We start from the raw sequence: 23,419 nt of genomic DNA, 5'->3' as shown, positions 1-23,419 counted from the left end.
CTGCTATAAATCTCAATATTCCGCTATTCTACCTTATTTTTTCTCGCCTTACCTAAGAAGGTGTGCGATTTTAGTGCAACATAAAAATAACAGGGATGAACTCGATTATGGCTCTATCCAAACTTAGCAAAACAACCTTATCACTCAGCTTGGCTTTAGCGTTAACCGCATGTCAAACGTTGCCGACAGAAACGAATCCCGCCACGGTCAGCAGCCAACAAAGTGAAGCCACGTTTCAATTCGCACATGCCGATTATCTAACGATTCAAGACGCACTAGCACAAGGCGAGCTCTCTTCAGCGGAACTGATAACGCATTATTTACGTCAGATAGAAGCAAACAACCAACAGGGCGCTCAATTGCGTGCGGTTATCAGCCTTAACCCTGACGCGTTAAATCAAGCTAAAATGTTAGATAACGAACGTAAACAAGGCAATGTCCGCGGTCCTCTTCACGGAATTCCTGTGTTACTGAAAGATAATATCGATACAGCGGATGGACTCGCCAATACCGCGGGATCCGTTTTATTTGCCGAAAACTATCCCGAGGATGACGCCACTTTAGTGACAAACCTTCGTAAGCAAGGTGCAATTATCTTAGGCAAGGCCAATTTGAGTGAGTGGGCTAACTTTCGTTCAACACGTTCAAGCTCTGGATGGAGTGGTGTTGGCGGCCTAGCGCGTAACCCATACGATCCTACCCGCTCCACGTGTGGCTCAAGCGCAGGCTCAGGAGCGGCCGTCGCTGCCGACTTCACCACCTTCGCAGTCGGTACTGAAACCGATGGTTCACTCGTCTGCCCCGGAGCGGTAAACGGTATTGTCAGCATCAAACCAACGTTAGGTTTAATTAGTCGTGACGGCATCATCCCTATCTCGCACAGTCAAGATACCGCAGGTCCAATGGCACGAACCGTGGCGGGCGCAGTTACACTAATGCAGGCAATGGCATCCTACGATGGGAGCGATTCCGCTAGCTTCCGCTCCGACACCGTGTTGACCGATTATTTGAACGAAGATGGGCTCAAAGGTAAGCGTATTGGAGTCGTTCGTAACTTAATGGGGTATAACGAATTACTTGATCAGCAGTTCGAGCAACAATTGGACGTGCTAAAAGCACAAGGCGCTACGCTAGTTGATGTGGAAATGCCAACTTATGGTGAGTACGGCGATGCCGAATTCACCGTTTTGTTATATGAATTCAAGCACGATATGGCGGCGTACCTTGCGACCACTAATCTGCCGTACCGCAGCATGTCGGACTTAATTGAGGCTAACAATCGGATGGCAGATAAAGAACTCCCGTATTTTGGTCAAGAGCTCTTTATCATGGCAAACAATATGACCGCTGCTGATGAATCTCGCTATTTAGATGCGCTGGAGAAAAGTAAGCGTCTAGCTGGACCCGAGGGTATCGATAAGATGCTTACTGAGCATGATCTGGATTTGTTAGTTGCGCCCACGACCGGTCCTAGTTGGAAAATCGACTTGGTGAATGGTGACCATTACGCTGGTTCCGCAAGCTCACCGGCAGCTGTTGCGGGGTATCCGCACATTACCGTACCGATGGGCTATATTGAACTTCCCAAGCAGCCAAAACTACCCGTTGGCATTAGCTTCTTTTCCACGGCGAATGCAGAGCCTGTATTGATCGAGGCCGCCTACAGCTACGAGCAAGCGACCCAGCATCGTCAACCGCCACAATTAAACATTACTGCAAGTCACGCAAATTAATTGTCGTTTGAGTCAATGGCCGCCCGTTGACGTCTCTCAATGAGAGCGTCACGGTCGGTTGTTCTGACCATGTAATCTCGATCATACCAAACCGCGTACTTGGCTCGCCCAAACCTTGCCGCTGACTAAACTGATACGGCGTCCCATTGTCTCTATTAATGGTGCCCGAACTGACTTGCCAAACAGGATAGTCTAGTAACTGAGGCGCTTTGACAATTTGACCAAAATGAATACCACCATGCCCCAGCACAACATGTTTCACATTTAGGTTTTTTAACAGCGCAAACAGTCGCTTCTGCTCCTGCGTAAACAGAGCCCAGCTCGGGTATCCGTTCTGTGGTGCTAAAAATGGCATTTCAGAAAGCAAAATACGTATTTCTGCTTCTTTCGACAGTTGCTGTTCTAACCACTGCCATTGGCCTTCACCCAGCAGTCTATTGGCGTCACCCACTTGTAGGGGACCATTATTGTCATCGAAGTAAAGGCTGACTCGCTCAAGCAAACCTCTTTTCTTTAACGGCTCGCGCGCCCAGCGCGTGTCCAATAAAATCACCTGTACCCGCTGCGGCGCTTCCCCGATGATAAAGCTTTTAGCAATACCATGCTCTTGGAACATACGTTCAGACGTCAGCGGCTCACGCCAAAAGGTCAAAAAGTGATTGCGTACCGCATAACGTTGCGGGTTGTCAGCACCGACGTGTCCATCAATACTGTAATCATCCTCTCCCCACGTCGAGACAAAAGCGCTGTTTCTGCGCAGCATCCGCGGACCTCGGTAGCGATTAAACACCTCGTACGCCGCAAGTAAGTCATCCATATCATCAGCGTTTGCAGCAACCCCATTACCGAGTAAAGCAAACACCTCGGGTTCAGCCAGGTTCAACGCATCCCATACCGCCTGTCGCTCACTCTGGTCGACACAACAACCTAGCGCAATACGTGTAGATTGCTGCGCCTGAACAGCCAGCGAAAGAGTCAAAATGACAACCGCGCACCCGAGTCGTATCACTAGAAATCCTCTTTATTCGCAGCGCAACGACGCGCCTCTTCCCTATCTATATCGCCTCGCGAGAGTAATTTCTTTAACGACTGATCGAGTGTTTGCATTCCTTTCTCCTGTCCGGTCTGGATAACAGAGTACATTTGTGCGACTTTATCCTCCCGAATCAAGTTCTTAATCGCCGGGGTTGTCAGCATGATCTCATGTGCCGCCACACGACCTCCGCCCACGCGTTTTAATAAGCTTTGCGAAATGACAGCCCGTAATGATTCTGAGAGCATCGAGCGCACCATGGGTTTATCGTCTCCAGGGAACACATCAATAATACGATCAACGGTTTTAGGCGCTGAAGTGGTATGCAACGTACCCAACACCAAATGCCCGGTTTCTGCCGCAGTCATGGCTAAGCGAATGGTTTGCAAGTCGCGCATCTCACCGACCAAAATGACATCCGGGTCTTCCCGCAGCGCCGAGCGTAAAGCGGCTTCAAAGCTGCGTGTATCACGATGCACTTCGCGTTGACTGATTAAGCTTTGTTTATTCTCATGCACAAACTCAATCGGATCTTCAATTGTTAAAATATGTTGTGAACGTGAACGGTTAATGTAATCAACCATCGCCGCCAACGTTGTTGACTTACCCGATCCCGTGGGTCCTGTAACCAACACCAAACCGCGAGGCGCATCGACAATGTCTTTAAATATCTCTGGCGCATTGAGCTCTTCTAAGGTCGTAACTTCGCTTGGGATGACCCGGAAGGCAGCCGCGATACCGTGCCGTTGAGTGAAAACGTTGACACGGAAGCGCGCAACAGACTCAATGGAAAACGAGAAGTCACATTCGAAACGCTCGTTAAACTCTTCCTGCTGACCTTCTGACATAATATCGAACAACATGGTACGAAGTTCTTGATGTGAATGAGGGTCCATTTTAAGTGGTCGAATATCACCATCCACTCGTATCATAGGCACACTGCCTGCAGAAAGATGCAAATCTGAAGCCGATTGCTTCATACTAAAGGAAAGCAGTTCGCTTACATTCATCGTTGAATTCTCTATCTGATAAACAAGGAATAATGGTGACCAAGGTAGCAGAAAATATTGTCAAAAGTCTTGGACAAATTCGTCAAAACATTAACGCTATGGCCGAACAGACTACCTATAGGGAGTCCGTGCGGCTGCTCGCTGTGAGTAAAAAGCATTCAGCCGAAGCTATTCGGGTTGCGTACGAAGCCGGCCAACGCGAATTTGCTGAGAATTATGTTCAAGAAGGGGTTGCCAAGGTGCAACAGCTGCAAGCGCTGGATATAACCTGGCACTTTATTGGTCCGCTACAGTCCAATAAAACTAAACTTGTCGCTGAACACTTTGACTGGGTTCAAAGTATCGATCGAGAGAAAATTGCTCGTCGTTTAAATGACCAGCGTTCAGGTGCTTTGCCCCCGCTCAATGTACTCTTACAGGTAAATATCGATAACGACCCGAATAAATCCGGTGTAAAAAAAAGTGATATTAATGCACTCGCAAAGTTTGTCAGCAAGTGCCCGCACTTGAAACTACGCGGCATCATGACCATCTTAGAAGCAGATACCGATGAAAAGCAGCAACTTGATAGCTTCACGAGCATGCGTGAACTTTACCAACAGCTGCAACAACTGCACCCATCTGTTGACACCCTTTCTATGGGAATGAGCGGTGATATGCGACAAGCAATACACGCAGGTGCTAACATGGTACGTATTGGAAGTGCAATTTTTGGACAACGGGAGTGATAATGAACGATATTCGTAAGATCGCATTTATTGGCGCAGGTAACATGACACAAAGCATCGTTGGTGGCATGTGCAAAAGTGGCTATCCAGCTGACCATGTTTTTGTCAGCAACCCGAGCCCTGAGAAACTTGAAAAGATGAAGTCCAACTTAGGCGTCAATACTAGCCAAGACAATATTGAGGTTATTGAGCAAGCCGACGTTATCGTGCTCTCAGTTAAGCCGCAATTAATGGAACAAGTTTGTGCTGATATTAAAAGCAAAGTCAGTAACCTTGCCGACAAACTGATTATCACCATCGCTGCTGGTATTCGTATGCCGAAATACCGCACTTATTTAGGTGATGACATCACCATCATCCGCGTGATGCCTAATACGCCATCGTTGGTCGGTCAGGGCATGTCAGGTTTAGTGACCGATAGCGCCGATGACAAAGATAAAGCCTATGTGACTGACGTATTCGATGGCGTGGGTGATACCTTGTGGGTCGCCGATGAGGATCAACTCGATATCCTAGGCGCCGTAGCGGGCAGTGGCCCAGCGTACTTCTTCGAATTTATGGATAGTTTAGCCAAAGGCGCAATGGAACTCGGCTTTGACCCAGAAAAAGCGCGCGCTATGGTTCAGCAAACCTGTTTAGGTGCCGCTCAAATGGCGAAAGAAAGCGACTTAACATTAGAAGATTTACGCAAGCAAGTAACCAGTAAGGGCGGCTCAACCGCAAAAGGCGTAGAAGTCTATCAACAACGCGATCTGCACAACATTTCGGCCGATGCTGTGAAAGCCGCAGTGAAACGTAATCAAGAAATGGCGGATCTGTTTTAGGAGCGACCATGAATAACGCAATGCAGTTTCTTCTGACCACCTTAATCGAACTTTACTCGATTGTGGTTATTTTGCGACTCTGGATGCAAGCTGTTCGAGCGGATTACTATAATCCGCTCAGTCAGTTTGTTGTCAAAGCAACCGAGCCTTTGTTGGGTCCCTTGCGTAAAGTGATTCCATCTAAAGGCCGCATAGATTTAGCGTGTTTAATACTCGCTATTGCGCTAGGCATGCTCAAAATCGGAGCGCTGGTTTGGTTAAATGACATCCCGGTGAACCCCTTGGTAATTGTTGTTCAGGGCTTACTGTCTACCGTTAGTGCATTTTTAACCACCCTATTCTGGATCCTGATTATCCGCGCACTGTTGAGCTGGTTTTCCCAAGGCTATAACCCGATGGAAGCGATGTTGTATCAATTGACAGAGCCCTTTCTTGCGCCCGTGCGACGTATCATTCCGCCGCTAGGAGGCTTAGATCTATCGGTGTTAATTGTCATTATTGCGATTCAGTTCTTACGCATCTTAATTGGCGTATAGGAGCACACAATGCATCAATTGAGTCGTTATTTAACCTTCACACTATTATTGGCAGCGAGCACCTTTACCGGTGCTTCGCTTGCTGAACAAAAACAGCAGTTGGGCGAGTGGGATGTTCATTACAACGCGTTTAACTCGACGTTTCTAACGCCCGAGATCGCTTCAACCTATGACATCCAGCGCAGTGAGAAGTCAGGATTGGTAAATATTGCGGTCTTGAATCGTTCTAACCAACAGTCGGTCGCTGCAGACTTAAAAGGCCACGTGATAAACCCTCGCGGTGGCGTACAGACATTGCAGTTCCAAAAAATTGATGAGGGCACAAGCGTCTATTACATTGCCGATTTTTTATTTGGTGATGAAGAGTTAATGCGCTTTAAAATTGATATCCGCGATTCAGCGGGTCATAGCCATCGCCTCGAATTTGAGCAAAAAATGTATCAAGAGTGAGCGCCTGCTCACTCTTTTGCTTTAACACCCACCGCTTCAATATCACCTGTTTTATTTAAGCTACGCACTGTCACTGTCAACGCGCCAATAACCAAGCTATCACCGATAACTACGCGACGATGGAACTTGTCCTTAAAGTGGTCATTAAGAGTCATGCTGAGGATAGATTCATCCACATCGCCTGCCGGATATACGCTCGCCAGCTCGGCAATGGTCAAGTCGCCCCTTAAAGTAAAGTCACCGAAGAAGCCTTTATCACTCATCTGCATGCCCTTACCGCCGGATGCTAAGATACGACTCACCTCATCAATATCTTTGACTGTTGCAGTCACTAGCAGTACATCCCCCTCACGCACAATAGGTTGTGTCTCGGGTTGCAGCCAGTCACCGTCACGAATAACACCAACAAAAGTCGCAGGGGCGGTCAACTTGAGCTCTTTCCACGCGTGATCACAGGCGGGAGAATCCTTATCGATAGGATAAGACCAAACCTCGAGTGCTTCGCGACTCGAAACAGACGCCAATGGCATCCGTTGCGCCGGTTCCGGACGTTTGGGAACTTCTAACTGTAACCAACGCGCCACAGGCGCGATAGTCCAGCCTTGAATGATTAGAGAGATGAGCACTACGACAAATGCGACATCGAAATAGAGCTCTTGTTGCTCAACACCACTCAACCATGGAAATAGGGCTAAGATAATAGGTACCGCCCCACGTAATCCGACCCAGCTGATGAACACTTGTTCACGCCAGGGAAAGCTGAATGGGAGTAAACTCACCAAGACTGCTATCGGACGCGCTACGAATATCAGCGTAAAGGCAACACCCACTGCGACAGGTAAGTATTGAACAACATGTGAAGGTGTTACTAATAAGCCAAGTATAAGAAACATGCTAATTTGACTTAACCAAGCTAGCCCATCCTGTACATGCAGAATATGCACAAGTTGTGGTAGACGCGAATTGCCAATAACGAAGCCCATTAAGTACACCGCTAAGAAACCGCTGGCACCCAAAAATGCAGTCAGTGCATAGATCATCACGGCACTGGCAATCGCCAATAAGGGTAGAAATGAGAAACTCAGCGGTAATTTCCTGGCTGCAATAATGAATGCACGACCCGCTAACCATCCCATCGCCAAGCCACCTGCAAGCTGCCAGGCGACATTTCCCACCATGTGATACCACGCTGAAAATTCGCCAGATGCGGCAGCGCTGGTCATGGTCAGCGTGAGGATAACCGCCATCGGGTCGTTGCTACCTGACTCTATCTCAAGTGTCGCACCGACCCGCTCTTTAATCTGTAAACCCTGCGACTGAAAGATACCAAATACAGCGGCCGCGTCGGTAGAACTTAAAATGGCGCCTATCAATAAGGCAGCCGTCCAAGGTAGATCGAATAAATATACCGCTGTCGTTGCAACCAAGGTGCAGGTTAAGGCCACCCCGATAGTTGCCAAACTAATAGCGGGCCAAAGTGCAACCCTAAAGCGCTCAGGATTGGTGCGCATGCCACCATCAAATAGGATAATCACTAATGCGATAGAGCCGATGAAAAACGCAATATTAGGGCTATCAAAACTTAACCCGAGCACACCATCGGTTCCCGCGAGCATACCCACGACAAGAAACACGAGTAGAATCGGTGCACCCAAGCGATTAGAAATAATTCCTGCAAGGATACTCACCACTAACAAAAAACCACACACTAAAATCAGTGTATTTGCAGCATCCAAGTGCATTCTCCTTTTATTCTTTTATTTTATCCGTGCCGCTTATTATGAATCATTGATTTTAAAAGGCACGTTCAAACGGTATCATGATGTCACCGATTTGACTTGAGATTTTTCTATGATAACAAGCGACTTTACCCTAGTGCTCGCAACTGGAAACCAAGGAAAAGTGAGCGAGCTGCAAGCGATGTTGGCGAGCCAACAGGCAACTCAGTCTTGGCAAGTCCGACCACAGAGTGAATGGAACGTGCCCGAAGCAGAAGAAACCGGCACAACGTTTGTAGAAAACGCCATCATTAAGGCGCGTAATGCCTGTCTACATACGGGATTACCCGCCATAGCGGATGACTCTGGCCTCGAAATTCCTGCGCTCGACGGTGCACCAGGCGTTTACTCGGCGCGTTATGCGGGCGAGCATGCGACCGATCAAGATAACATCGAGCGTGTACTTGCGGATATGTCGAGCATAAAGCAACGCCAAGCTCGCTTTCATTGCGTACTGGTTTATATGCGCCATGCTGCCGATCCAACGCCGTTAATCTGTCACGGGCAATGGCACGGCGAGCTCTTAACGCACCCGCAAGGTGACCACGGTTTCGGGTACGATCCAATTTTTTATATCGCTGACCAGCAGTGTTCAGCAGCCCAGCTCGATAAAGCCGCTAAACAGCAATTGAGTCACCGTGGTAAAGCACTCTCCCAATTACTGCAACACATAGCAGAACAGGCCTAATATGTCACTTACGCTTCCACCGTTATCGCTGTATATCCATATTCCATGGTGTGTCGAGAAGTGCCCCTACTGCGACTTTAACTCGCACAAAATACAAGGTAGCATTCCTGAACAAGCTTATATAAGTCGCTTGCTAGATGACCTATCAGCCGATCTCGGCGGCGTGCAAGGTCGCGCTATCCAATCTATTTTTATTGGCGGAGGAACCCCAAGCGTGATTACTGCGGAGGGGATTCAACGGTTACTTGATGGCGTGCGCAAACGCCTGACTCTTGCCAGTGATTGCGAGATCACGTTGGAAGCTAACCCAGGAACTTTCGAGGTAGAGCGCTTTGCGGGCTTCATCAACGCGGGTGTCAACAGACTCTCTATCGGTATTCAAAGCCTCAATGCAGAACACTTACGTACACTCGGTCGTATCCATGACCCGCTGCAAGCTCGCATCGCGGCAGAGCACGCCAGTCAGTTACCTCTGAAGAGCTTTAACCTGGACTTGATGCATGGTTTGCCCGGTCAATCGGCGCACGACGCACTGAGCGATCTTGAAGGTGTTATTGCACTAAATCCACCTCATATTTCATGGTATCAGCTGACCATCGAGCCCAACACTATGTTTGCCAGCCGACCGCCTCAACTGCCCGATGACGATACGCTATGGGCCATCTATCAACGCGGTCACGAGAGATTACTGAAAGCTGGTTATCAGCAATACGAAGTCAGTGCTTACTGTAAACCCGGGCACCAAAGTCTACACAACACTAACTATTGGGAGTTTGGTGACTATTTAGGTATCGGTTGTGGAGCACACAGTAAAATAACCCTCCCAGAGCAACATAAAATACGGCGTTGCGAAAAGGTGAAACATCCTCAGGGCTATCTCGATTTGACGCGCGCGTTACGTTATCGGGAGTGGGATGTTGACCCCGAAGAGCGAAGCTTCGAGTTCTTCATGAACCAATTTCGTCTATTTCAGCCTGTATCTAAACAGCAGTTTACTGACTTTACCGGCTTACCGATCGAACACGGTGACCGTGCACTAGACGAAGCCAAGAGAAAAGGCTGGGTCGAATCAGACGGTGACCATTGGCAGCTAAGTCAGCTCGGTCACCGATTCCTGAACGACGTTTTAACTACTTTGCTTTCTGAAACTTAAGGTCCCAGACACCGTGGCCTTTAGTTTCACCACGTTGTTCAAACTTGGTTTTAGGACGCTCTTCTGGGCGCGGAATAAAGTCACCCGCGGTCGATAGGTTGCTCAAACGTGGCTCGCCGGACAACACCTCAAGCATATGTTCGGCGTAGTTTTCCCAGTCGGTCGCCAAGTGAATCACACCGTTGGGTTTGAGCTTTTTACACAGGTGAGCAACAAACTCCGGTTGAATTAGTCGGCGTTTATGATGACGCTTCTTATGCCATGGATCAGGAAAGAAAATTTGCACCTGCTGTAAGCTCTCGTCAGCAATACACTGCTCAAGTACTTCAACTGCATCGTCATTGAATAGGCGTAAATTAGTAACACCAGCATCCTCTGCAGCCATCAAGCAGGCACCGACGCCGGGTTCATGGACTTCGATACCGATGAAGTTTTGCTCAGGTGCATTCTTTGCCATTTCAACCAACGAGTGCCCCATACCAAAGCCTATTTCTAGAGTGACTGCGTTGCTGTTATTGAACACTGTTTCAAAGTTGAGCAGACCTTGCTCTAGCGCAAGACCAAGTTGTGGCCATTGACGTTCAATTGCGGCTGCTTGGCCTTTAGTTAATCGCCCCTCACGCTTTACAAAACTGCGAACTCGACGTACATATTTTCCAGCCGCTGCGGCTTCTTCAGCGCTTTTAAACTGACTCATTTATTTACACTCAACTGTTGCTGTCACCATAATAAAAAAGCAGGCTCATTTTCATGAGCCTGCTCTCTATTATCACCTATTCAAGGTACTTAACGCAATTTACTTCTCAATGACAGGTACACGTGTCATGACTTTCAGTTCGGCTTCAATACGACGATTTTCTTGACGATCTGCAGGGCTGTCACCTTTAACTTTAGGCTGACTCTCGCCATGACCGACTGTGTTAATGCGGCTTGCTGAAATACCGTAGCTTTCAACCAGTACATTTTTGACTGACTCTGCACGGCGCTGCGACAACCACTGGTTGTACTCTGCATCACCGATTTTGTCGGTATGTCCATGTATTGTCAGATCTAACTGCGGATGCTCGTTCATAAATTCCGCCATTTCCGCAATAGGTTCCATCGCATCTTTGCGAACTTGCGAGGAATCAAAATCAAATTCAACTAGCAGCTGTTCGCGTACAGTTTCATTTTCATACATGGTGCAACCATCTGCATCCACTGAGTAACGACGAGGCGTATCAGCGCACTTATCGCGGCTGTCTATCACACCGTCGTTGTCACTATCCATCGTCTGCTGCGGTGCAGGTGTCGTTTCAGTTGGCTGCGCAGCCGCTGGACGAGGTTTCGCCTCTGTTACAGCATTGCGTCCGCCGAAGAAATACTGAAGACCAACGTTCGCAAAACCTTCGGTGTAATCTTCATCAAACCCTTGCTGAACACCACCTTCTACGCGCCAAGCTAAATTGTTATTGATGAAAGAACGGTGACCCACCGTCAACCGAACCGATTTGTCCGCGATATCTCCGATATCAGTACTCGTTAGGCCTAAACCACCGTAGACCATATCATTAAAATGATACAGCACATCAGTACCGTAACTTTTACCGTAAGCAGTGCCACTCGGGTCCAAATCTGCTTCCATGTAGTCATAATAAACGCGTGCTTCCCAAGCTTCGGTTAACATCACACCTAGCTCAAGACCGCCGGTCCAAGTGCTCAAACCATTATCTACCGGCACACCAACATTGTTTTGCGCGGCGACACGCTCCGAGTCAGGCGCAAAAACTCCCAAACGCGCTCCCACATAAATATCGTTTTTTTCTACTTGAGATTGTTGTGCAAGTGCAGTCCCAGACACACCAGCGCTTAAAAGGGCTAGAACAATCGCGTTTAGTTTTTTCATTGCAATCTCCTTATTCATGCAATCTGTAAATTCGTACGTCTCACTGTGAGTACGACAAATTAAATATGTAGATCATAATGATCATTCATAATTATTAAAATTATAGTGCTATTTTTTTATTTGTCAGATAGGTTTGCGGTTTATTTACACAGCTTTAGACAATAAACTAAATAGAACTAACGTAACTTGATAAAAGTCAGAGGCCTTAATGAATGAGCAGTTTTCAAGCCATGTATTAAGTTGGTTTGATAAGTTCGGGCGCAAGACGCTTCCATGGCAACTTAATAAAACGCCTTATCGGGTGTGGTTGTCAGAAATTATGCTACAGCAAACCCAAGTCAATACCGTTATCCCCTATTTTAAGCGATTCGTAGAGCGCTTTCCATCACTTCCCGACTTAGCCGAAGCCGAACAAGATACCGTGCTCAGTTTATGGACGGGATTAGGCTACTATGCACGCGCTCGCAACCTCCATAAAGCCGCACAGCTCGCTGTCGAGCGATATGACGGCCAGTTACCCGACTCTCAGGCTGAACTCGAGACGCTACCCGGCATCGGTCGTTCTACAGCAGGCGCAATATTATCGCTAGGTTTTGGCAAGCCTGCAGCTATTCTCGACGGCAATGTAAAACGTGTGCTAGCTCGCTATTTCGGTGAGTCAGAATGGCCCGGTAAAACAGCGGTACAACGATCGTTATGGCAACACTCTGAAGCGCTCACACCCGCTCACCGACATGATGATTATAATCAGGCAATGATGGATTTGGGCGCTCTGGTCTGCACGCGAAGCAAGCCGGATTGTCAGGCTTGCCCTCTTAGGAGCGATTGTCTCGCGTATCAAGAAGACACGGTCGCGACTATCCCAGCGCCTAAGCCTAAAAAGGAAAACCCGACTCGCACCGTTTATCTGCTCATTCAACGGGATATCCAAACATTATCCATTTTGCTAGAGCAGCGACCAGCAACAGGAATTTGGGGCGGACTTTGGAGCTTTCCAGAGTACGAGAGTAAATCAGCACTCTTGAACTCAGCGCCAGCTCATCCCGAACAATTGATCGAATTATCACCATTTAAGCACGTTTTTAGTCATTTCACCCTGCATTGTTATCCGATCGTAGTTGACAGTCACGCTACAGATGCCATTAATGAAAGAAAGCAACGCTGGGTGCCACTCCACGAGGATATTGAACTGGGGTATTCGGCAGTTACAGTAAAACTATTTAAAAAACTAAAGGTACTAAAATGAGCAGAACCGTTTATTGCGAATTTTTACAAAAGGAAGCTGAGGGACTCGATTTTCAGCTCTATCCTGGTGAGCTAGGTGAACGTATATTTAATCACATTTCCAAAGAAGCTTGGGCCGAGTGGCAGAAGAAGCAAACTATGCTAATTAACGAAAATCGTTTAAATATGATGGCGGAAGACGATCGAAAATTCCTTGAAGAACGTATGAAAGAATTCCTATTCGAAAGAAAGGATGTCACGGTTGAGGGTTACACCCCGCCAAGTGATTAATGGATGCACAAATTCACTAACACAGTGATTTATTTTTGACTAATATATTGACAATAGCTTTGGCTTATGAAGCTTTAAAGCTCTGTGAGTAGAGAAAAAAAAGCCAATCTGTTAGACTACTAACGAATTCATGAAAAGGGAGTCTATATGAAAGCGCCATCCTGGCGAAGAGCCGTCCTAAAGGTAGGCAGTGCGCTCATTGCGCCAGATGAAACCGGAGTGAGTACCAAGTACCTACTGCCAATCGCTCGTTTCATCAACGAGTGTAGAGAACGCGGCCAAGAGGTCGTACTCGTTTCTTCAGGCAGTGTTGCCGCTGGAAGAAAGCATATTCCATTTGAGCATCAAAAGTTACCCGTCACCGTTCGTAAAGCCATGTCAGCTGTAGGACAGAACGAAATGATGGCGTATTGGTCGCGCTTTTTTGACTTTCCATGCGCCCAACTCTTGATGACGCACAGTGATTTACGTGACCGTGCACGTTACGTAAGTATCAAAAACACACTGAATAGATTGTTAGAACACAACATTTTACCTGTTGTGAATGAAAATGATGCACTTGCCACTGATGAAATGAAAGTGGGCGACAACGATAACTTGGCGGCGATGGTCGCAACGCTCGTTGACGCAGATGCATTATTTATTTGCTCAGACATCGATGGACTTTATGACGCCGATCCGAATGTGAACCCAGACGCCAAGAAAATTCCTGTGGTTGAGCAAATCGATGAAAGTATTTTCTCGCTAGCAGGCGGCTCTGTCAGTGCGGTTGGCACAGGCGGCATGAGAACAAAAGTCGAGGCTGCAGAAAAAGCGACTTCACACGGTATTGATACCTATATTGTGAACGGCCGCAAAGGCGAGACTTTTGAATCGCTGTTGCAAGGCGAGATTCCTGGCACTTTATTTAGACGTCAATCAGACCCCATTAGTAACAAGAAGCACTGGTTACGTCACACGCTCGTCGCGCAAGGCGAGATTTTAATCGATGAAGGTGCAGAAAAAGCTTTATTAGAGAACGGTGCGTCACTGTTAAGTTCCGGTATTGTCGATGTTCAAGGCGACTTTGACCGAGGCGATGCGGTACTCGTCCGCAGCGCAAATGATACAGACGCAATCGCTAAGGGTATTTGCCAATACAGTTCTCACGAACTATTACACATCAAAGGTCAGCAGACGGAAGATATTGCTGAACAATTTGGTTACAGCCCAATTACAGAAGTGATTCACCGTGACGATTTGATGATTTTGGAGGACTCATGAGTCAAGATTTAGCACAACAGATTGCCAAACGTGCGGCCGATGCGGCACACGCGGTGGCAACACTGTCAGAACAAGAGAAAAACGCCGTACTACAGAAGATGGCGAATGCGATTCGTGCACATAAAGATGAAATTCTTAAAGTGAACGAAACGGACATGAAAACAGGCAAAGAAAAAGGTCTGAGCGATGCAATGATGGATCGTCTTCATTTAACTGAAGAACGTGTTGAAGGCATGGCGACGGCTATCGAAGAAATTATCGACCTAAAAGATCCAGTGGGTGACAGCTACCTGTTAGAAGAACGCCCTAACGGATTAAAAATCGAAAAAATGCGTATTCCGCTGGGTGTCATTTGCATGATTTATGAAGCACGCCCGAATGTCACAGCGGATGCGGGAGCACTGTGCTTTAAATCTGGTAATGCAGTCATCTTGCGTTGTGGTCGCGAAGCAATCGAAAGTAGTAAAGCTATCGCTGATGCACTGCATGAGGCTTTAGAGCAAAGCGGTTTACCAAAAGATGTGATCACTGTAGTACCAACGCCAGATCGCGAAGTCATGACCGAGCTACTGCAGCAGAAAGACTACATCGATTTGGTGATTCCTCGCGGCGGCGAAGGCCTCATTCATTTCGTGAGCGATACCAGTAAGATCCCAGTGATTCAACATTACAAAGGCGTGTGCCATCTTTATGTTGATAAAGATGCCGACCTTGATAAAGCGCTCGCCATCTTGCTTAATGGCAAGACCCAACGCACAGGTGTATGTAATGCGCTGGAAGGTCTGCTAGTCCATCAAGATATCGCTGATAAGTTCTTACCGATGGCAGCCAAAGCATTGGCAGAAAAAGACGTGACCATTCACGCTTGCAACAAATCGGTGGGCTATTTTGACGGTGCTGATGAAATTTCAGTCGATGATTTCGGCCAAGAGTATCTTGCGCTTGAAATCGCTGTCCGTACCGTTGATGACTTTGATGGTGCACTTGAGCACATCAAACGTTTTGGCAGCGGACACACCGAAGTCATCGTCACTGAAAACGATCAGACAGCTAAGCGTTTCATTCGCGAAGTTGATTCTGCAGTGACCATGGCAAATGCATCTTCACGCTTCTCTGACGGCGGTCAGCTTGGCTTAGGCGCTGAGATTGGTATCTCAACCAGTAAGCTGCATGCATACGGTCCAATGGGCTTACAAGCGCTTACAACTGAGAAGTTCGTAGTGACAGGTAACGGACAGATTCGCGACTAATCATTTAGGTTGCGACGGTACAAAAAAGGCCTGCTAAGTTAAACTTGGCAGGCCTTTTTATTAGACGTTTAGAGTAAGTGCTAACCTTTTTCGTAACCGGTCAATAACTCGGGCCAATCACGGCTCTCTTTCCAATAAAAGGTATCGTACTTAGCTTTTTCTTTCTTCAATGAGCGCAGTAACCTGTCTAAGTTTTCCTTTTTCCACTCACCGGGCTCTCTAAATCCACACTTATCAAAATCAACGATCCAAGGCTTATCATTATCATCGAGCATGATATTGTGGCAATTCAAGTCTGAGTGGAACACGTTCTTATCGTGCAACTGACGTATCGCAGCACCTAAAGACTGCCATTGCTCTACATTCAATTGACGTTCACGGAGCAATCGGTAAACATCCACAGCGCCAGGAATCACTTCAACTAAAATATCTGCGGTGTAACTCATGACACCCACTTTGCGCATACGTGCAGCAATAGGCCGAGGTACAGGTAAATTTTGATTGCGTAGCTTTACCAACAAATCAAACTCTGCGATAGCACGGCTTCGCTCTACCGGCTCTCGCATAAACTTATCTTTATTGACCTTACCTACAAGTCCACCGCGGTAATAGTGCCTCAACACCATGCCGTGATCCCCCTGTTGAATAAACCAAACAGTTGCACGGCCCGTCGCATTGCCTGCTATGGCCTTTTTCTGCTGCCAATATTTGGCAGAAAAAAAGTTATCCTCAAATTCTGGCAACACGTCCTTATCAAACTTAATCACATCACGTTTTGTCGTAAATGTCGCTATCATTTGCTGTCCTATATCGCTAAATCTTTGCGCATGCTTAAGCATACGTCGACTGGCGCCCTGATGCGTGCTAAGCACGTTTTCAGCGGCACTTACGCTCGTTTTTCTCAATGAATCATTATCAAATAAATATTGCAGTGGTGTGGCAAGATCTAAGTCCTTAACCCAATGCACAGCCCGCTGCTCGTCTAACAGCCGATACACCTCGGCAAAATTAAATATCTTTCTTCCGCTAACGACAGCTGAACCTGCCGCTACGGCTTCAAGCGGATTATGTCCGCCGCGCTCAATTAAGCTTCCACCGACAAAAGTCACTTGAGCAATACTGCACCACTTCAACATCTCGCCAATTGAGTCGGCTAGCAACACATTACAGTCCGATGGGACACCTTGATCACTCAACTCACTACGGCGCATCCAAACGAGTTCAGAACTCTGAAGTTGCGCTGCAACTTCATCAAACCGCTCAGGATGACGTGGTGCCCAAATCAGCAGCATCGCTGGATACGTTTCTAACAGTTTTTGATGCGCGCTCAGTACCGCTTGTTCCTCGCCTGGGTGCGTACTTGCAGCCAGCCAAACTAAGTGTTCTCCGCGCAATTTCAGTAATTCCTCTGCGGCTACTTTTTCTGATGTGGGCACGGAAACATCATATTTCAAGTTACCATCAATATAGAGCCTCGTATCTCTTACCCCCAAACATAACATACGCTTTGCTGTGGCACGCGACTGTGCGCCAACATAAGCTAGGCTGTGCCAGCTTTCACGCATGAGTTTCCCGACTCGGGCGTAACCGCGTGCTGAACGTTTTGATAGACGGGCGTTGAGGAGACTCACAGGAATATGACGTTGGCCGGCGTGATACACCAAATTAGGCCAAAGCTCAGTTTCCATCACCCAAATCGCGCGCGGTCTGAGCTTCGACAGGAAGCTCCGCACTGCACAAGGGTGATCGATAGGCAAGTAACACACAGACACCCTATCACCAAAACTTTGCTCGATGAGACGACGTGCAGTAGGCGTCATGCAACTAATCGTGATGGGGCTATGCGGAAACTCTTCAATAGCTTGTTGAATCAACTGACGCGCAGCGATGGTCTCACCCACCGATACGGTATGGATGAGTAATCCGTTTTGCTCAGTGTCAGTAACCTCCAAGCGACCCAGTCGCTCCCAATGATGCGCTCGATAACCAGCATCTTTTCGGCCTCTGTAATAAAACCAAGCAAGCGCCAGCGGTGCGACACCTGTCATCACACCGCTGTAGAGCCAACGTAACATGCTTATTGCCAGTATTCAGCTATCCAACGGGTTGGTAGCACTTTACGATACCACTTACCGCTACGACCCGCTAACGCATCATCGGGATGTGGCTTACCGTGGAAAATAATAACGCGCGCATCTTCGGGGATCCGCGGCTGTTGGAAAAAGCTCAACGGGAACGGTCGAATACAATGACGTTTGAAGCTTCGACACCACTTCTCTGGCCAATACTTCAGACGATTTTGGCGGTCGACAAATTGTGTAATGTACTCTTGTTCGTTGCGAACAGACTCCGTTGCTTTCTCGGGATCGGCCTTTAAATAATCCAGCGCATCCTCGTGAGCCCCCGCTTCAAAACGGAATACCGAGGTATTACCGGTAGCATCTGACTTGTCCCACTCTTTAATAACCATGAAGTCACCTTCCGGTTTAAAAAAGTCATCGAGCGAACCAACAATGACGATGTCCAAATCAAGAAACAATGTGGGTCCGGTTAAATCAGAGAGAGGATTCGCAAAACACGTTAACTTCAACCACCCATGCGCTTTCGCCCATGCTTTCTTCTCGTCGAAGTCTTCAAACCCAATTTTTGGAATCGGCTTAACTTCGACCTCATCACGAATACCTTCTGCTTCGTCTGTAAAGCATACAAACCGATAGGGTAAGCTAAGGTTACGGCTGACCATCGAGTACAATGTATTGACGTAGTCGTTCCCGTATTTGTCACCCCATTTGATGCAGATTACATTAACTTTTTGTTGTGCGTCGCTCATAACGGCTCCCTAATCATTTAATCTGCCCATAATGCCACAAATTAAAGCAGTTCGGTATTAGATCCTATCCCTAGACTAGCACGTAACTGAAAGCAAAAGAGGAGTATTCAACTTATGACAAAGCATATCGCTCAGGCCGACTTGGCTAATATGGATAACCGTCATCGTGTTAATTTCATCAACTCATTATCGGGTTATAAAAGCGCTAACTTAATTGGTACTAGTAGCCGTAAAAATGAAGACAACTTGGCAATCGTCAGCTCAGTGGTTCATTTAGGCGCTAACCCTCCCCTCATTGGTTTCATCATGCGCCCCGATTCAGTTGAGCGCCATACATTGGAAAATATCGAAGAAACAGGTGTTTATACGATTAATCATGTATCCCAATCGATAGTTAAAGCGGCACATCAAACGGCAGCGCGATACGATAGAAAGGTATCGGAGTTTGAAGCAACCGGCTTAACGCCTGACCGTTGTAATGGTTTTCACGCCCCTTTCGTTAAAGAAAGCCCGCTCTCAATGGGTGTAAAGCTCGTCGAAATTACTAATATTACGCACAATGGTACCGACTTTGTCATTGGCGAAATTCAATGGATTCAAACTGACGAGGAGGCGATCCAAGAAGATGGCTTTATTGATTTGAACACATTAGAGACCGTCGCGGTATCTGGCCTTGATAGCTATCACAGCGCCTCGAGACTATTTCGACTCAGTTATGCTAAACCCGATAAAGCCCTAGAGGAGATCCCTCTCAAGGGGGCAGACACGTACGATGAGTGACATAAGGGAAGTTCGCTTAGTATTGGGCGACCAGCTTAACGCGAAGCACACTTGGTGGCGCACGCAGCATGATAACGTGCTGTACGTGATGATGGAGATGCGCCAAGAAACTGATTACGTCAAACACCATATACAAAAGATCGTTGCTTTTTTTGCCGCGATGCGTAATTTTGCCAGCGCCATTGAGCAAGCAGGTCATCGAGTTCATTACATGAAACTGGATGATGCAAACAACACCCAGTCACTTACGCAGAACTTAGCGGCCATATTAGCCCAGCACCCCAACGCGAAGCTGAGCTGCATGCTGCCCGACGAGTACCGGGTTGATCATCAACTCCGTAGCTGGGCGGGGAAAGAAGATATACACATTGACTGGGTCGACAGTGAGCACTTCCTTACCCAACGAACTGTTTTGGCTGAGTGGTTTCCCGGTCGTGATAATTTTTTGATGGAGAGCTTTTACCGTCGCGTACGAAAGCAGTTCGATATCATGATGGAGGGCGACAAACCCGAAGGTGGTCAGTGGAACTATGATCATGATAACCGTAACAAGCTACCAAAAAGTAGCTCTGTTATTGCCCCAAGCTGCCCAGCGAATGATGTCACAGATATTCACCAAATGGTGACACAACAGGATATTAATTACTTTGGAGACATCGATCCTCAACACTTTATTTGGCCGACCACACGCAAGCAAGCTCGGGATATTTTATCATTCTTTTGCCAACACCAATTAGCTCACTTTGGCACCTACCAAGATGCGATAACGGATACTGAAGTGCACGATCACGCATGGAGCTTGTACCATTCACGTTTATCATTTGCGATGAACAGCAAAATGTTACATCCAATGGAAGTCGTGAACGCAGTTCTCACTCATTGGCGCGAAAATGAAGGCACAATCAGTATCAATCAAGTTGAAGGGTTTATTCGACAAATTATTGGTTGGCGAGAATTTATCCGCGCCATTTACTGGCATCACATGCCTGAATATAAGAATCTTAATGCGCTCGGACATCAACGCGATCTGCCGAAGTTTTTTTGGGATGGTGAGACACATATGCGTTGTCTATCGCAAGCCATTAAACAGTCTTTAAAGTACGCTTACGCACACCACATTCAACGTCTTATGCTGACTGGAAATTTTGCACTATTAGCGGGCTGCGATCCCGATCAAGTCGATGGATGGTATCTCGGCATTTATATTGATGCACTCGAGTGGGTAGAACTCCCTAATACCCGTGGTATGAGTCAATATGCTGACAATGGTGTGCTAGCCACCAAACCCTATATTTCAAGCGCAAATTATATAAAGAAAATGAGTCACCATTGTTCTCAGTGTCGCTATAATCCGGATAAGAAAACTGGCGAGGGGTCATGTCCGTTTAATTCGCTTTATTGGCAATTCTTGGCTCGACATGAATCACACTTTAGTAATAATCAACGCATGGCAATGATGTATTCGGTGTGGAACAAGAAAACGCAAGAAGAACAAAAGGCGCTTGCCAAGCAAGCAGAATATTATTTAAACAACATGGATGATTTATAATCATGAGTTATTTAAACAAGTCGTTACTCGGTCTCTTATCTTTATTTGTGTTGTTCGCCCTACCCGGCTGCAAATCTGACCCGACGCCCGTGGCGCCGACAGTAAAACAGTTCTCAGCGGAAAAATATTTGGGCAAATGGTATGAAATTATCCGTATGCCGCACAGCTTTGAAGAAAACCTGCAAGGCGTCACCGCAGAGTACCGACTCAACGCTGACGGCACTATCGAGGTGACTAATCGCGGTTATAATGTAGTGGATGACGAATGGCAGACCGCAATTGGCAAAGCCGAGCCTGTAGAAGGCATGTCAGCCGCTTACAAGGTAACCTTTTTCTGGCCGTTTTATGGGGGATACTATGTCAGCTGGTTATCACCCAACTACAAAATGGCGATTGTTACGAGCGATTCACACGACTACTTTTGGTTTTTGGCGCGCTCACCTAATGTCGATCAAAGCGATATTGACTTTGCATTAGCTAAAGCAAAACAGTGGGGATATGATATCGACCAGATGATTATCACACAATCTCTGGCCGACATCGGGTTAGCTAACGCCGATTAATTGAATCGACGTGCAGCAGGTTGACCTTTACGCGGAGCGCGGCGGCGATTGTCGCCGTTGCCTTTACTCGCGCGAGGCGGCATTTTCTTAAGCGGACTATCAGATAACTCAAGTGCCATCGGCTGCTGACGCACGCGTGTGCGTTGCAACGCTTTCTTCAATTCAGCAGGCATCCCTTTGGGCAGTTGTACCAACGAGTGCTGTGCGAACAGTTGAATCTGACCAATGAATTGGCTATCGATCTCAGCTTCATTGGCGATGGCACCCACGATATCGCCTGGACGCGCACCGTGGTCACGGCCGACCTGAATCTTATAAGTATCGAACTCGCTATCCGGCACACGTTTAGTGGTCGCGCGTACACGCTTTTCACCACGCTGAGGACGTCCGTTATCACGATCAGCACGCTCTGCGCGTTCAGGACGCGGACGACGCTCTTCTTTCACGAACAACGGCTGTTGCTGGTTACGTTGAGCCAATAGGCTCAGCGCGATCTGTTCAGCGGTCATCGACCCGTCAGCTAACCAACTGCTGAGAAGCTTCTGAACGTTGCTGTCAACATCCGACTCAAGTTGCTTCAATAGGCTTTGCTGCAATTGCTCTTGGCGGAAGCGACTCAGTTCTTCTGCTGAAGGTACGTCAAAGTATTCAATTGAACCGTTCGTCAGTTTTTCATAATGACGTAACAAGTGACGCTCTTTACCGCGATAGAATAAGATAGCCTCGCCGCTACGACCTGCACGACCGGTACGACCGATACGGTGAACGTATGACTCGGTGTCACTCGGTAGATCGTAGTTAATGACGTGAGTAATTTCGGGTACATCAAGACCACGCGCGACAACGTCTGTTGCTACGAGCACTTTAATGTGGCCGCTACGCAATTGAGTGACTGTTTGTTCACGTTGTGCTTGGTTCAAATCACCACTCAAAGGTGCTGCACGGAATCCTTGGCGCTGTAAAAGCTCTGCCACGTCCATAGTATCTTGACGCGTACGCACGAACACTAACGCGCGTTGATATTCAGTCACTTCTAAAAGACGAGTCAATGCTGTCATTTTAGTCATGCCCATGACTTTCCATGCGCGCTGACGAATGTTCGCCTTCGCCTGCTCTACGGGAGCAATACGAATGTTCACAGGATCCGTCAAGTACGTTTTGGCTAACTTACGAATAGCGGTTGGCATCGTCGCCGAGAACAACGCACGTTGTGCGGTATCCGGCACCGACTGTAAAATAGTTTCGATGTCTTCAATAAAGCCCATGTTTAGCATTTCATCGGCTTCATCCAACACAGCAAAGCGCAGTCCGTCAAGCTTCAACACTTTCTTGTTGAGTAAGTCGATCAATCGACCTGGCGTACCAACAACTACAGACGCGCCACGTTTTAGCGCTTGAATTTGTGGCCCAAAGGCGCTGCCGCCATAAACGGTTGCGACTTCCATACCCTTCATTTGCTTAGAGAAGCTTTCGATGGCATCAGCGACCTGGATCGCGAGCTCACGGGTCGGCGTCACGACAAGCATCTGAGTTTGACGTTGATTCGCTTCAATTGAAGCTAAAGCTGGCAGTGAAAACGCGGCGGTTTTACCCGTGCCGGTTTGCGCTTCACCCAATACATCATTCCCTTCCAATAAGCTAGGAATGGCTTGTTGTTGGATAGGTGTAGGTTGTGTAAAACCTAGCGCTTCAAGTTGATTTAAGACAACAGAAGGCAATGCCATGTCTTGGAAAGACACAGCGGTAGTATCATTTTTCATAAAAATCTCAAAGTCATAAGGTGGTTATAAACCACGATGTGTGTTCGAGGGTTTCGCCCGGCCACCATTATGCTTTTGAGCATCTCTAGAA

General features: G+C 47.4%; 22 protein-coding genes. 14 read left to right on the top strand and 8 right to left on the bottom strand.

The genetic code is table 11. From position 1 onward, the window contains the following. Window positions 1–107 precede the first annotated feature (107 nt). Complete coding sequence (locus AC3AP5_RS01715; RefSeq protein ID WP_272977746.1) at window positions 108–1,733, top strand: amidase; 1,626 nt, start codon at window positions 108–110, stop codon at window positions 1,731–1,733. On the opposite strand, the gene AC3AP5_RS01710 is transcribed toward AC3AP5_RS01715, so the two are convergent. After that, window positions 1,711–2,742 (bottom strand): metallophosphoesterase family protein, encoded by a 1,032-nt coding sequence (locus AC3AP5_RS01710; protein ID WP_272977745.1) that lies wholly within the window; start codon window positions 2,740–2,742, stop codon window positions 1,711–1,713. The two genes, AC3AP5_RS01715 and AC3AP5_RS01710, sit on opposite strands and share 23 nt — an antisense overlap. Further along, on the bottom strand, window positions 2,742–3,776 hold the full coding sequence (locus AC3AP5_RS01705) for a type IV pilus twitching motility protein PilT (RefSeq protein ID WP_272977744.1): 1,035 nt from the start codon (window positions 3,774–3,776) through the stop codon (window positions 2,742–2,744). The genes AC3AP5_RS01710 and AC3AP5_RS01705 overlap by 1 nt, the downstream gene beginning before the upstream one ends. A 32-nt stretch (window positions 3,777–3,808) precedes the next feature. On the opposite strand from AC3AP5_RS01705, the gene AC3AP5_RS01700 reads away from it, so the two are divergent. Genes AC3AP5_RS01700 through AC3AP5_RS01685 form a run of 4 tightly spaced genes read left to right on the top strand, consistent with a single transcriptional unit; the run spans window position 3,809 to window position 6,314 of the window. After that, window positions 3,809–4,504, top strand: a complete 696-nt coding sequence (locus tag AC3AP5_RS01700; RefSeq protein WP_006956139.1) for a YggS family pyridoxal phosphate-dependent enzyme — start codon at window positions 3,809–3,811, stop codon at window positions 4,502–4,504. Between the two features lie 2 nt (window positions 4,505–4,506). Next, entirely contained in the window at window positions 4,507–5,328 is an 822-nt protein-coding gene (gene proC / locus AC3AP5_RS01695; RefSeq protein WP_286682142.1) for a pyrroline-5-carboxylate reductase, read from the top strand. 8 nt (window positions 5,329–5,336) lie between these two features. Continuing rightward, on the top strand, window positions 5,337–5,864 hold the full coding sequence (locus AC3AP5_RS01690; protein WP_006956137.1) for a YggT family protein: 528 nt from the start codon (window positions 5,337–5,339) through the stop codon (window positions 5,862–5,864). A gap of 9 nt (window positions 5,865–5,873) precedes the next feature. Next, window positions 5,874–6,314: a DUF4426 domain-containing protein gene (locus tag AC3AP5_RS01685; RefSeq protein ID WP_006956136.1), complete on the top strand. Its 441-nt coding sequence runs from the start codon at window positions 5,874–5,876 to the stop codon at window positions 6,312–6,314. 8 nt (window positions 6,315–6,322) lie between these two features. Here AC3AP5_RS01685 and AC3AP5_RS01680 read toward each other — a convergent pair whose 3' ends face one another. After that, window positions 6,323–8,056, bottom strand: a complete 1,734-nt coding sequence (locus tag AC3AP5_RS01680) for a potassium/proton antiporter (protein WP_006956135.1) — start codon at window positions 8,054–8,056, stop codon at window positions 6,323–6,325. 109 nt (window positions 8,057–8,165) lie between these two features. On the opposite strand from AC3AP5_RS01680, the gene rdgB reads away from it, so the two are divergent. Continuing rightward, window positions 8,166–8,780, top strand: coding sequence for an RdgB/HAM1 family non-canonical purine NTP pyrophosphatase (rdgB, locus tag AC3AP5_RS01675; RefSeq protein WP_286682143.1), 615 nt, complete (start codon window positions 8,166–8,168; stop codon window positions 8,778–8,780). Between the two features lies 1 nt (window position 8,781). Beyond that, on the top strand, window positions 8,782–9,933 hold the full coding sequence (gene hemW, locus AC3AP5_RS01670; protein WP_286682144.1) for a radical SAM family heme chaperone HemW: 1,152 nt from the start codon (window positions 8,782–8,784) through the stop codon (window positions 9,931–9,933). Here hemW and trmB read toward each other — a convergent pair. Further along, the gene (gene trmB / locus AC3AP5_RS01665; RefSeq protein WP_286682145.1) at window positions 9,911–10,630 is read right to left on the bottom strand and encodes a tRNA (guanosine(46)-N7)-methyltransferase TrmB; all 720 of its coding nucleotides are present in this window, start codon (window positions 10,628–10,630) and stop codon (window positions 9,911–9,913) included. The two genes, hemW and trmB, sit on opposite strands and share 23 nt — an antisense overlap. A gap of 99 nt (window positions 10,631–10,729) precedes the next feature. Next, window positions 10,730–11,818, bottom strand: coding sequence for an OmpA family protein (locus tag AC3AP5_RS01660; protein ID WP_006956131.1), 1,089 nt, complete (start codon window positions 11,816–11,818; stop codon window positions 10,730–10,732). Window positions 11,819–12,026: 208 nt separating this feature from the next. On the opposite strand from AC3AP5_RS01660, the gene mutY reads away from it, so the two are divergent. From mutY to AC3AP5_RS01640, 4 genes are all read left to right on the top strand, one after another. Continuing rightward, entirely contained in the window at window positions 12,027–13,064 is a 1,038-nt protein-coding gene (mutY, locus tag AC3AP5_RS01655) for an A/G-specific adenine glycosylase (RefSeq protein ID WP_006956130.1), read from the top strand. Further along, window positions 13,061–13,333, top strand: a complete 273-nt coding sequence (locus AC3AP5_RS01650) for an oxidative damage protection protein (protein ID WP_006956129.1) — start codon at window positions 13,061–13,063, stop codon at window positions 13,331–13,333. The genes mutY and AC3AP5_RS01650 overlap by 4 nt, the downstream gene beginning before the upstream one ends. 147 nt (window positions 13,334–13,480) lie before the next feature. Next, window positions 13,481–14,596 (top strand): glutamate 5-kinase, encoded by a 1,116-nt coding sequence (gene proB / locus AC3AP5_RS01645; RefSeq protein ID WP_006956128.1) that lies wholly within the window; start codon window positions 13,481–13,483, stop codon window positions 14,594–14,596. Continuing rightward, the gene (locus tag AC3AP5_RS01640) at window positions 14,593–15,846 is read left to right on the top strand and encodes a glutamate-5-semialdehyde dehydrogenase (protein ID WP_006956127.1); all 1,254 of its coding nucleotides are present in this window, start codon (window positions 14,593–14,595) and stop codon (window positions 15,844–15,846) included. The genes proB and AC3AP5_RS01640 overlap by 4 nt, the downstream gene beginning before the upstream one ends. Before the next feature lie 80 nt (window positions 15,847–15,926). Here AC3AP5_RS01640 and AC3AP5_RS01635 read toward each other — a convergent pair whose 3' ends face one another. Then, window positions 15,927–17,921, bottom strand: coding sequence for a 3-deoxy-D-manno-octulosonic acid kinase (locus AC3AP5_RS01635; RefSeq protein WP_006956126.1), 1,995 nt, complete (start codon window positions 17,919–17,921; stop codon window positions 15,927–15,929). A gap of 2 nt (window positions 17,922–17,923) precedes the next feature. Beyond that, entirely contained in the window at window positions 17,924–18,676 is a 753-nt protein-coding gene (locus tag AC3AP5_RS01630) for a hypothetical protein (protein WP_006956125.1), read from the bottom strand. A gap of 114 nt (window positions 18,677–18,790) precedes the next feature. Between AC3AP5_RS01630 and AC3AP5_RS01625 the strand changes: the two genes are divergently transcribed. From AC3AP5_RS01625 to AC3AP5_RS01615, 3 genes are read left to right on the top strand one after another with little or no spacing between them, the layout of a single operon-like run. Continuing rightward, window positions 18,791–19,456 (top strand): flavin reductase family protein, encoded by a 666-nt coding sequence (locus AC3AP5_RS01625; RefSeq protein WP_006956124.1) that lies wholly within the window; start codon window positions 18,791–18,793, stop codon window positions 19,454–19,456. Further along, a complete protein-coding gene (locus tag AC3AP5_RS01620) occupies window positions 19,449–21,005 on the top strand; it encodes a cryptochrome/photolyase family protein (protein ID WP_006956123.1) in 1,557 nt (518 codons plus the stop codon). The genes AC3AP5_RS01625 and AC3AP5_RS01620 overlap by 8 nt, the downstream gene beginning before the upstream one ends. A 2-nt stretch (window positions 21,006–21,007) precedes the next feature. Beyond that, entirely contained in the window at window positions 21,008–21,568 is a 561-nt protein-coding gene (locus tag AC3AP5_RS01615; RefSeq protein ID WP_006956122.1) for a lipocalin family protein, read from the top strand. Here the strand turns inward: AC3AP5_RS01615 and AC3AP5_RS01610 are convergent. Continuing rightward, entirely contained in the window at window positions 21,565–23,328 is a 1,764-nt protein-coding gene (locus AC3AP5_RS01610) for a DEAD/DEAH box helicase (protein ID WP_006956121.1), read from the bottom strand. The genes AC3AP5_RS01615 and AC3AP5_RS01610 overlap by 4 nt on opposite strands. Window positions 23,329–23,419 lie beyond the last annotated feature (91 nt).

It is taken from the genome of Idiomarina sp. D18 (genome assembly GCF_057748155.1).
Note: the sequence above shows the minus strand (reverse complement) of the source record. Positions and strands in the feature narration are given on the sequence as shown.

What these genes read in the sequence shown, in the direction of transcription:
- rdgB (WP_286682143.1), top strand. Translation starts at nt 8,166, where the DNA reads ATGATAACAAGCGACTTTACCCTAGTGCTCGCAACTGGAAACCAAGGA.
- AC3AP5_RS01650 (WP_006956129.1), top strand. Translation starts at nt 13,061, where the DNA reads ATGAGCAGAACCGTTTATTGCGAATTTTTACAAAAGGAAGCTGAGGGA.
- trmB (WP_286682145.1), bottom strand. Translation starts at nt 10,630, where the DNA reads ATGAGTCAGTTTAAAAGCGCTGAAGAAGCCGCAGCGGCTGGAAAATAT.
- AC3AP5_RS01630 (WP_006956125.1), bottom strand. Translation starts at nt 18,676, where the DNA reads ATGAGCGACGCACAACAAAAAGTTAATGTAATCTGCATCAAATGGGGT.
- AC3AP5_RS01680 (WP_006956135.1), bottom strand. Translation starts at nt 8,056, where the DNA reads ATGCACTTGGATGCTGCAAATACACTGATTTTAGTGTGTGGTTTTTTG.
- AC3AP5_RS01705 (WP_272977744.1), bottom strand. Translation starts at nt 3,776, where the DNA reads ATGAATGTAAGCGAACTGCTTTCCTTTAGTATGAAGCAATCGGCTTCA.
- AC3AP5_RS01620 (WP_006956123.1), top strand. Translation starts at nt 19,449, where the DNA reads ATGAGTGACATAAGGGAAGTTCGCTTAGTATTGGGCGACCAGCTTAAC.
- proB (WP_006956128.1), top strand. Translation starts at nt 13,481, where the DNA reads ATGAAAGCGCCATCCTGGCGAAGAGCCGTCCTAAAGGTAGGCAGTGCG.
- AC3AP5_RS01635 (WP_006956126.1), bottom strand. Translation starts at nt 17,921, where the DNA reads ATGTTACGTTGGCTCTACAGCGGTGTGATGACAGGTGTCGCACCGCTG.
- AC3AP5_RS01625 (WP_006956124.1), top strand. Translation starts at nt 18,791, where the DNA reads ATGACAAAGCATATCGCTCAGGCCGACTTGGCTAATATGGATAACCGT.
- AC3AP5_RS01640 (WP_006956127.1), top strand. Translation starts at nt 14,593, where the DNA reads ATGAGTCAAGATTTAGCACAACAGATTGCCAAACGTGCGGCCGATGCG.
- AC3AP5_RS01615 (WP_006956122.1), top strand. Translation starts at nt 21,008, where the DNA reads ATGAGTTATTTAAACAAGTCGTTACTCGGTCTCTTATCTTTATTTGTG.
- AC3AP5_RS01715 (WP_272977746.1), top strand. Translation starts at nt 108, where the DNA reads ATGGCTCTATCCAAACTTAGCAAAACAACCTTATCACTCAGCTTGGCT.
- AC3AP5_RS01685 (WP_006956136.1), top strand. Translation starts at nt 5,874, where the DNA reads ATGCATCAATTGAGTCGTTATTTAACCTTCACACTATTATTGGCAGCG.
- AC3AP5_RS01700 (WP_006956139.1), top strand. Translation starts at nt 3,809, where the DNA reads ATGGTGACCAAGGTAGCAGAAAATATTGTCAAAAGTCTTGGACAAATT.
- AC3AP5_RS01660 (WP_006956131.1), bottom strand. Translation starts at nt 11,818, where the DNA reads ATGAAAAAACTAAACGCGATTGTTCTAGCCCTTTTAAGCGCTGGTGTG.
- proC (WP_286682142.1), top strand. Translation starts at nt 4,507, where the DNA reads ATGAACGATATTCGTAAGATCGCATTTATTGGCGCAGGTAACATGACA.
- AC3AP5_RS01610 (WP_006956121.1), bottom strand. Translation starts at nt 23,328, where the DNA reads ATGAAAAATGATACTACCGCTGTGTCTTTCCAAGACATGGCATTGCCT.
- mutY (WP_006956130.1), top strand. Translation starts at nt 12,027, where the DNA reads ATGAATGAGCAGTTTTCAAGCCATGTATTAAGTTGGTTTGATAAGTTC.
- AC3AP5_RS01690 (WP_006956137.1), top strand. Translation starts at nt 5,337, where the DNA reads ATGAATAACGCAATGCAGTTTCTTCTGACCACCTTAATCGAACTTTAC.
- hemW (WP_286682144.1), top strand. Translation starts at nt 8,782, where the DNA reads ATGTCACTTACGCTTCCACCGTTATCGCTGTATATCCATATTCCATGG.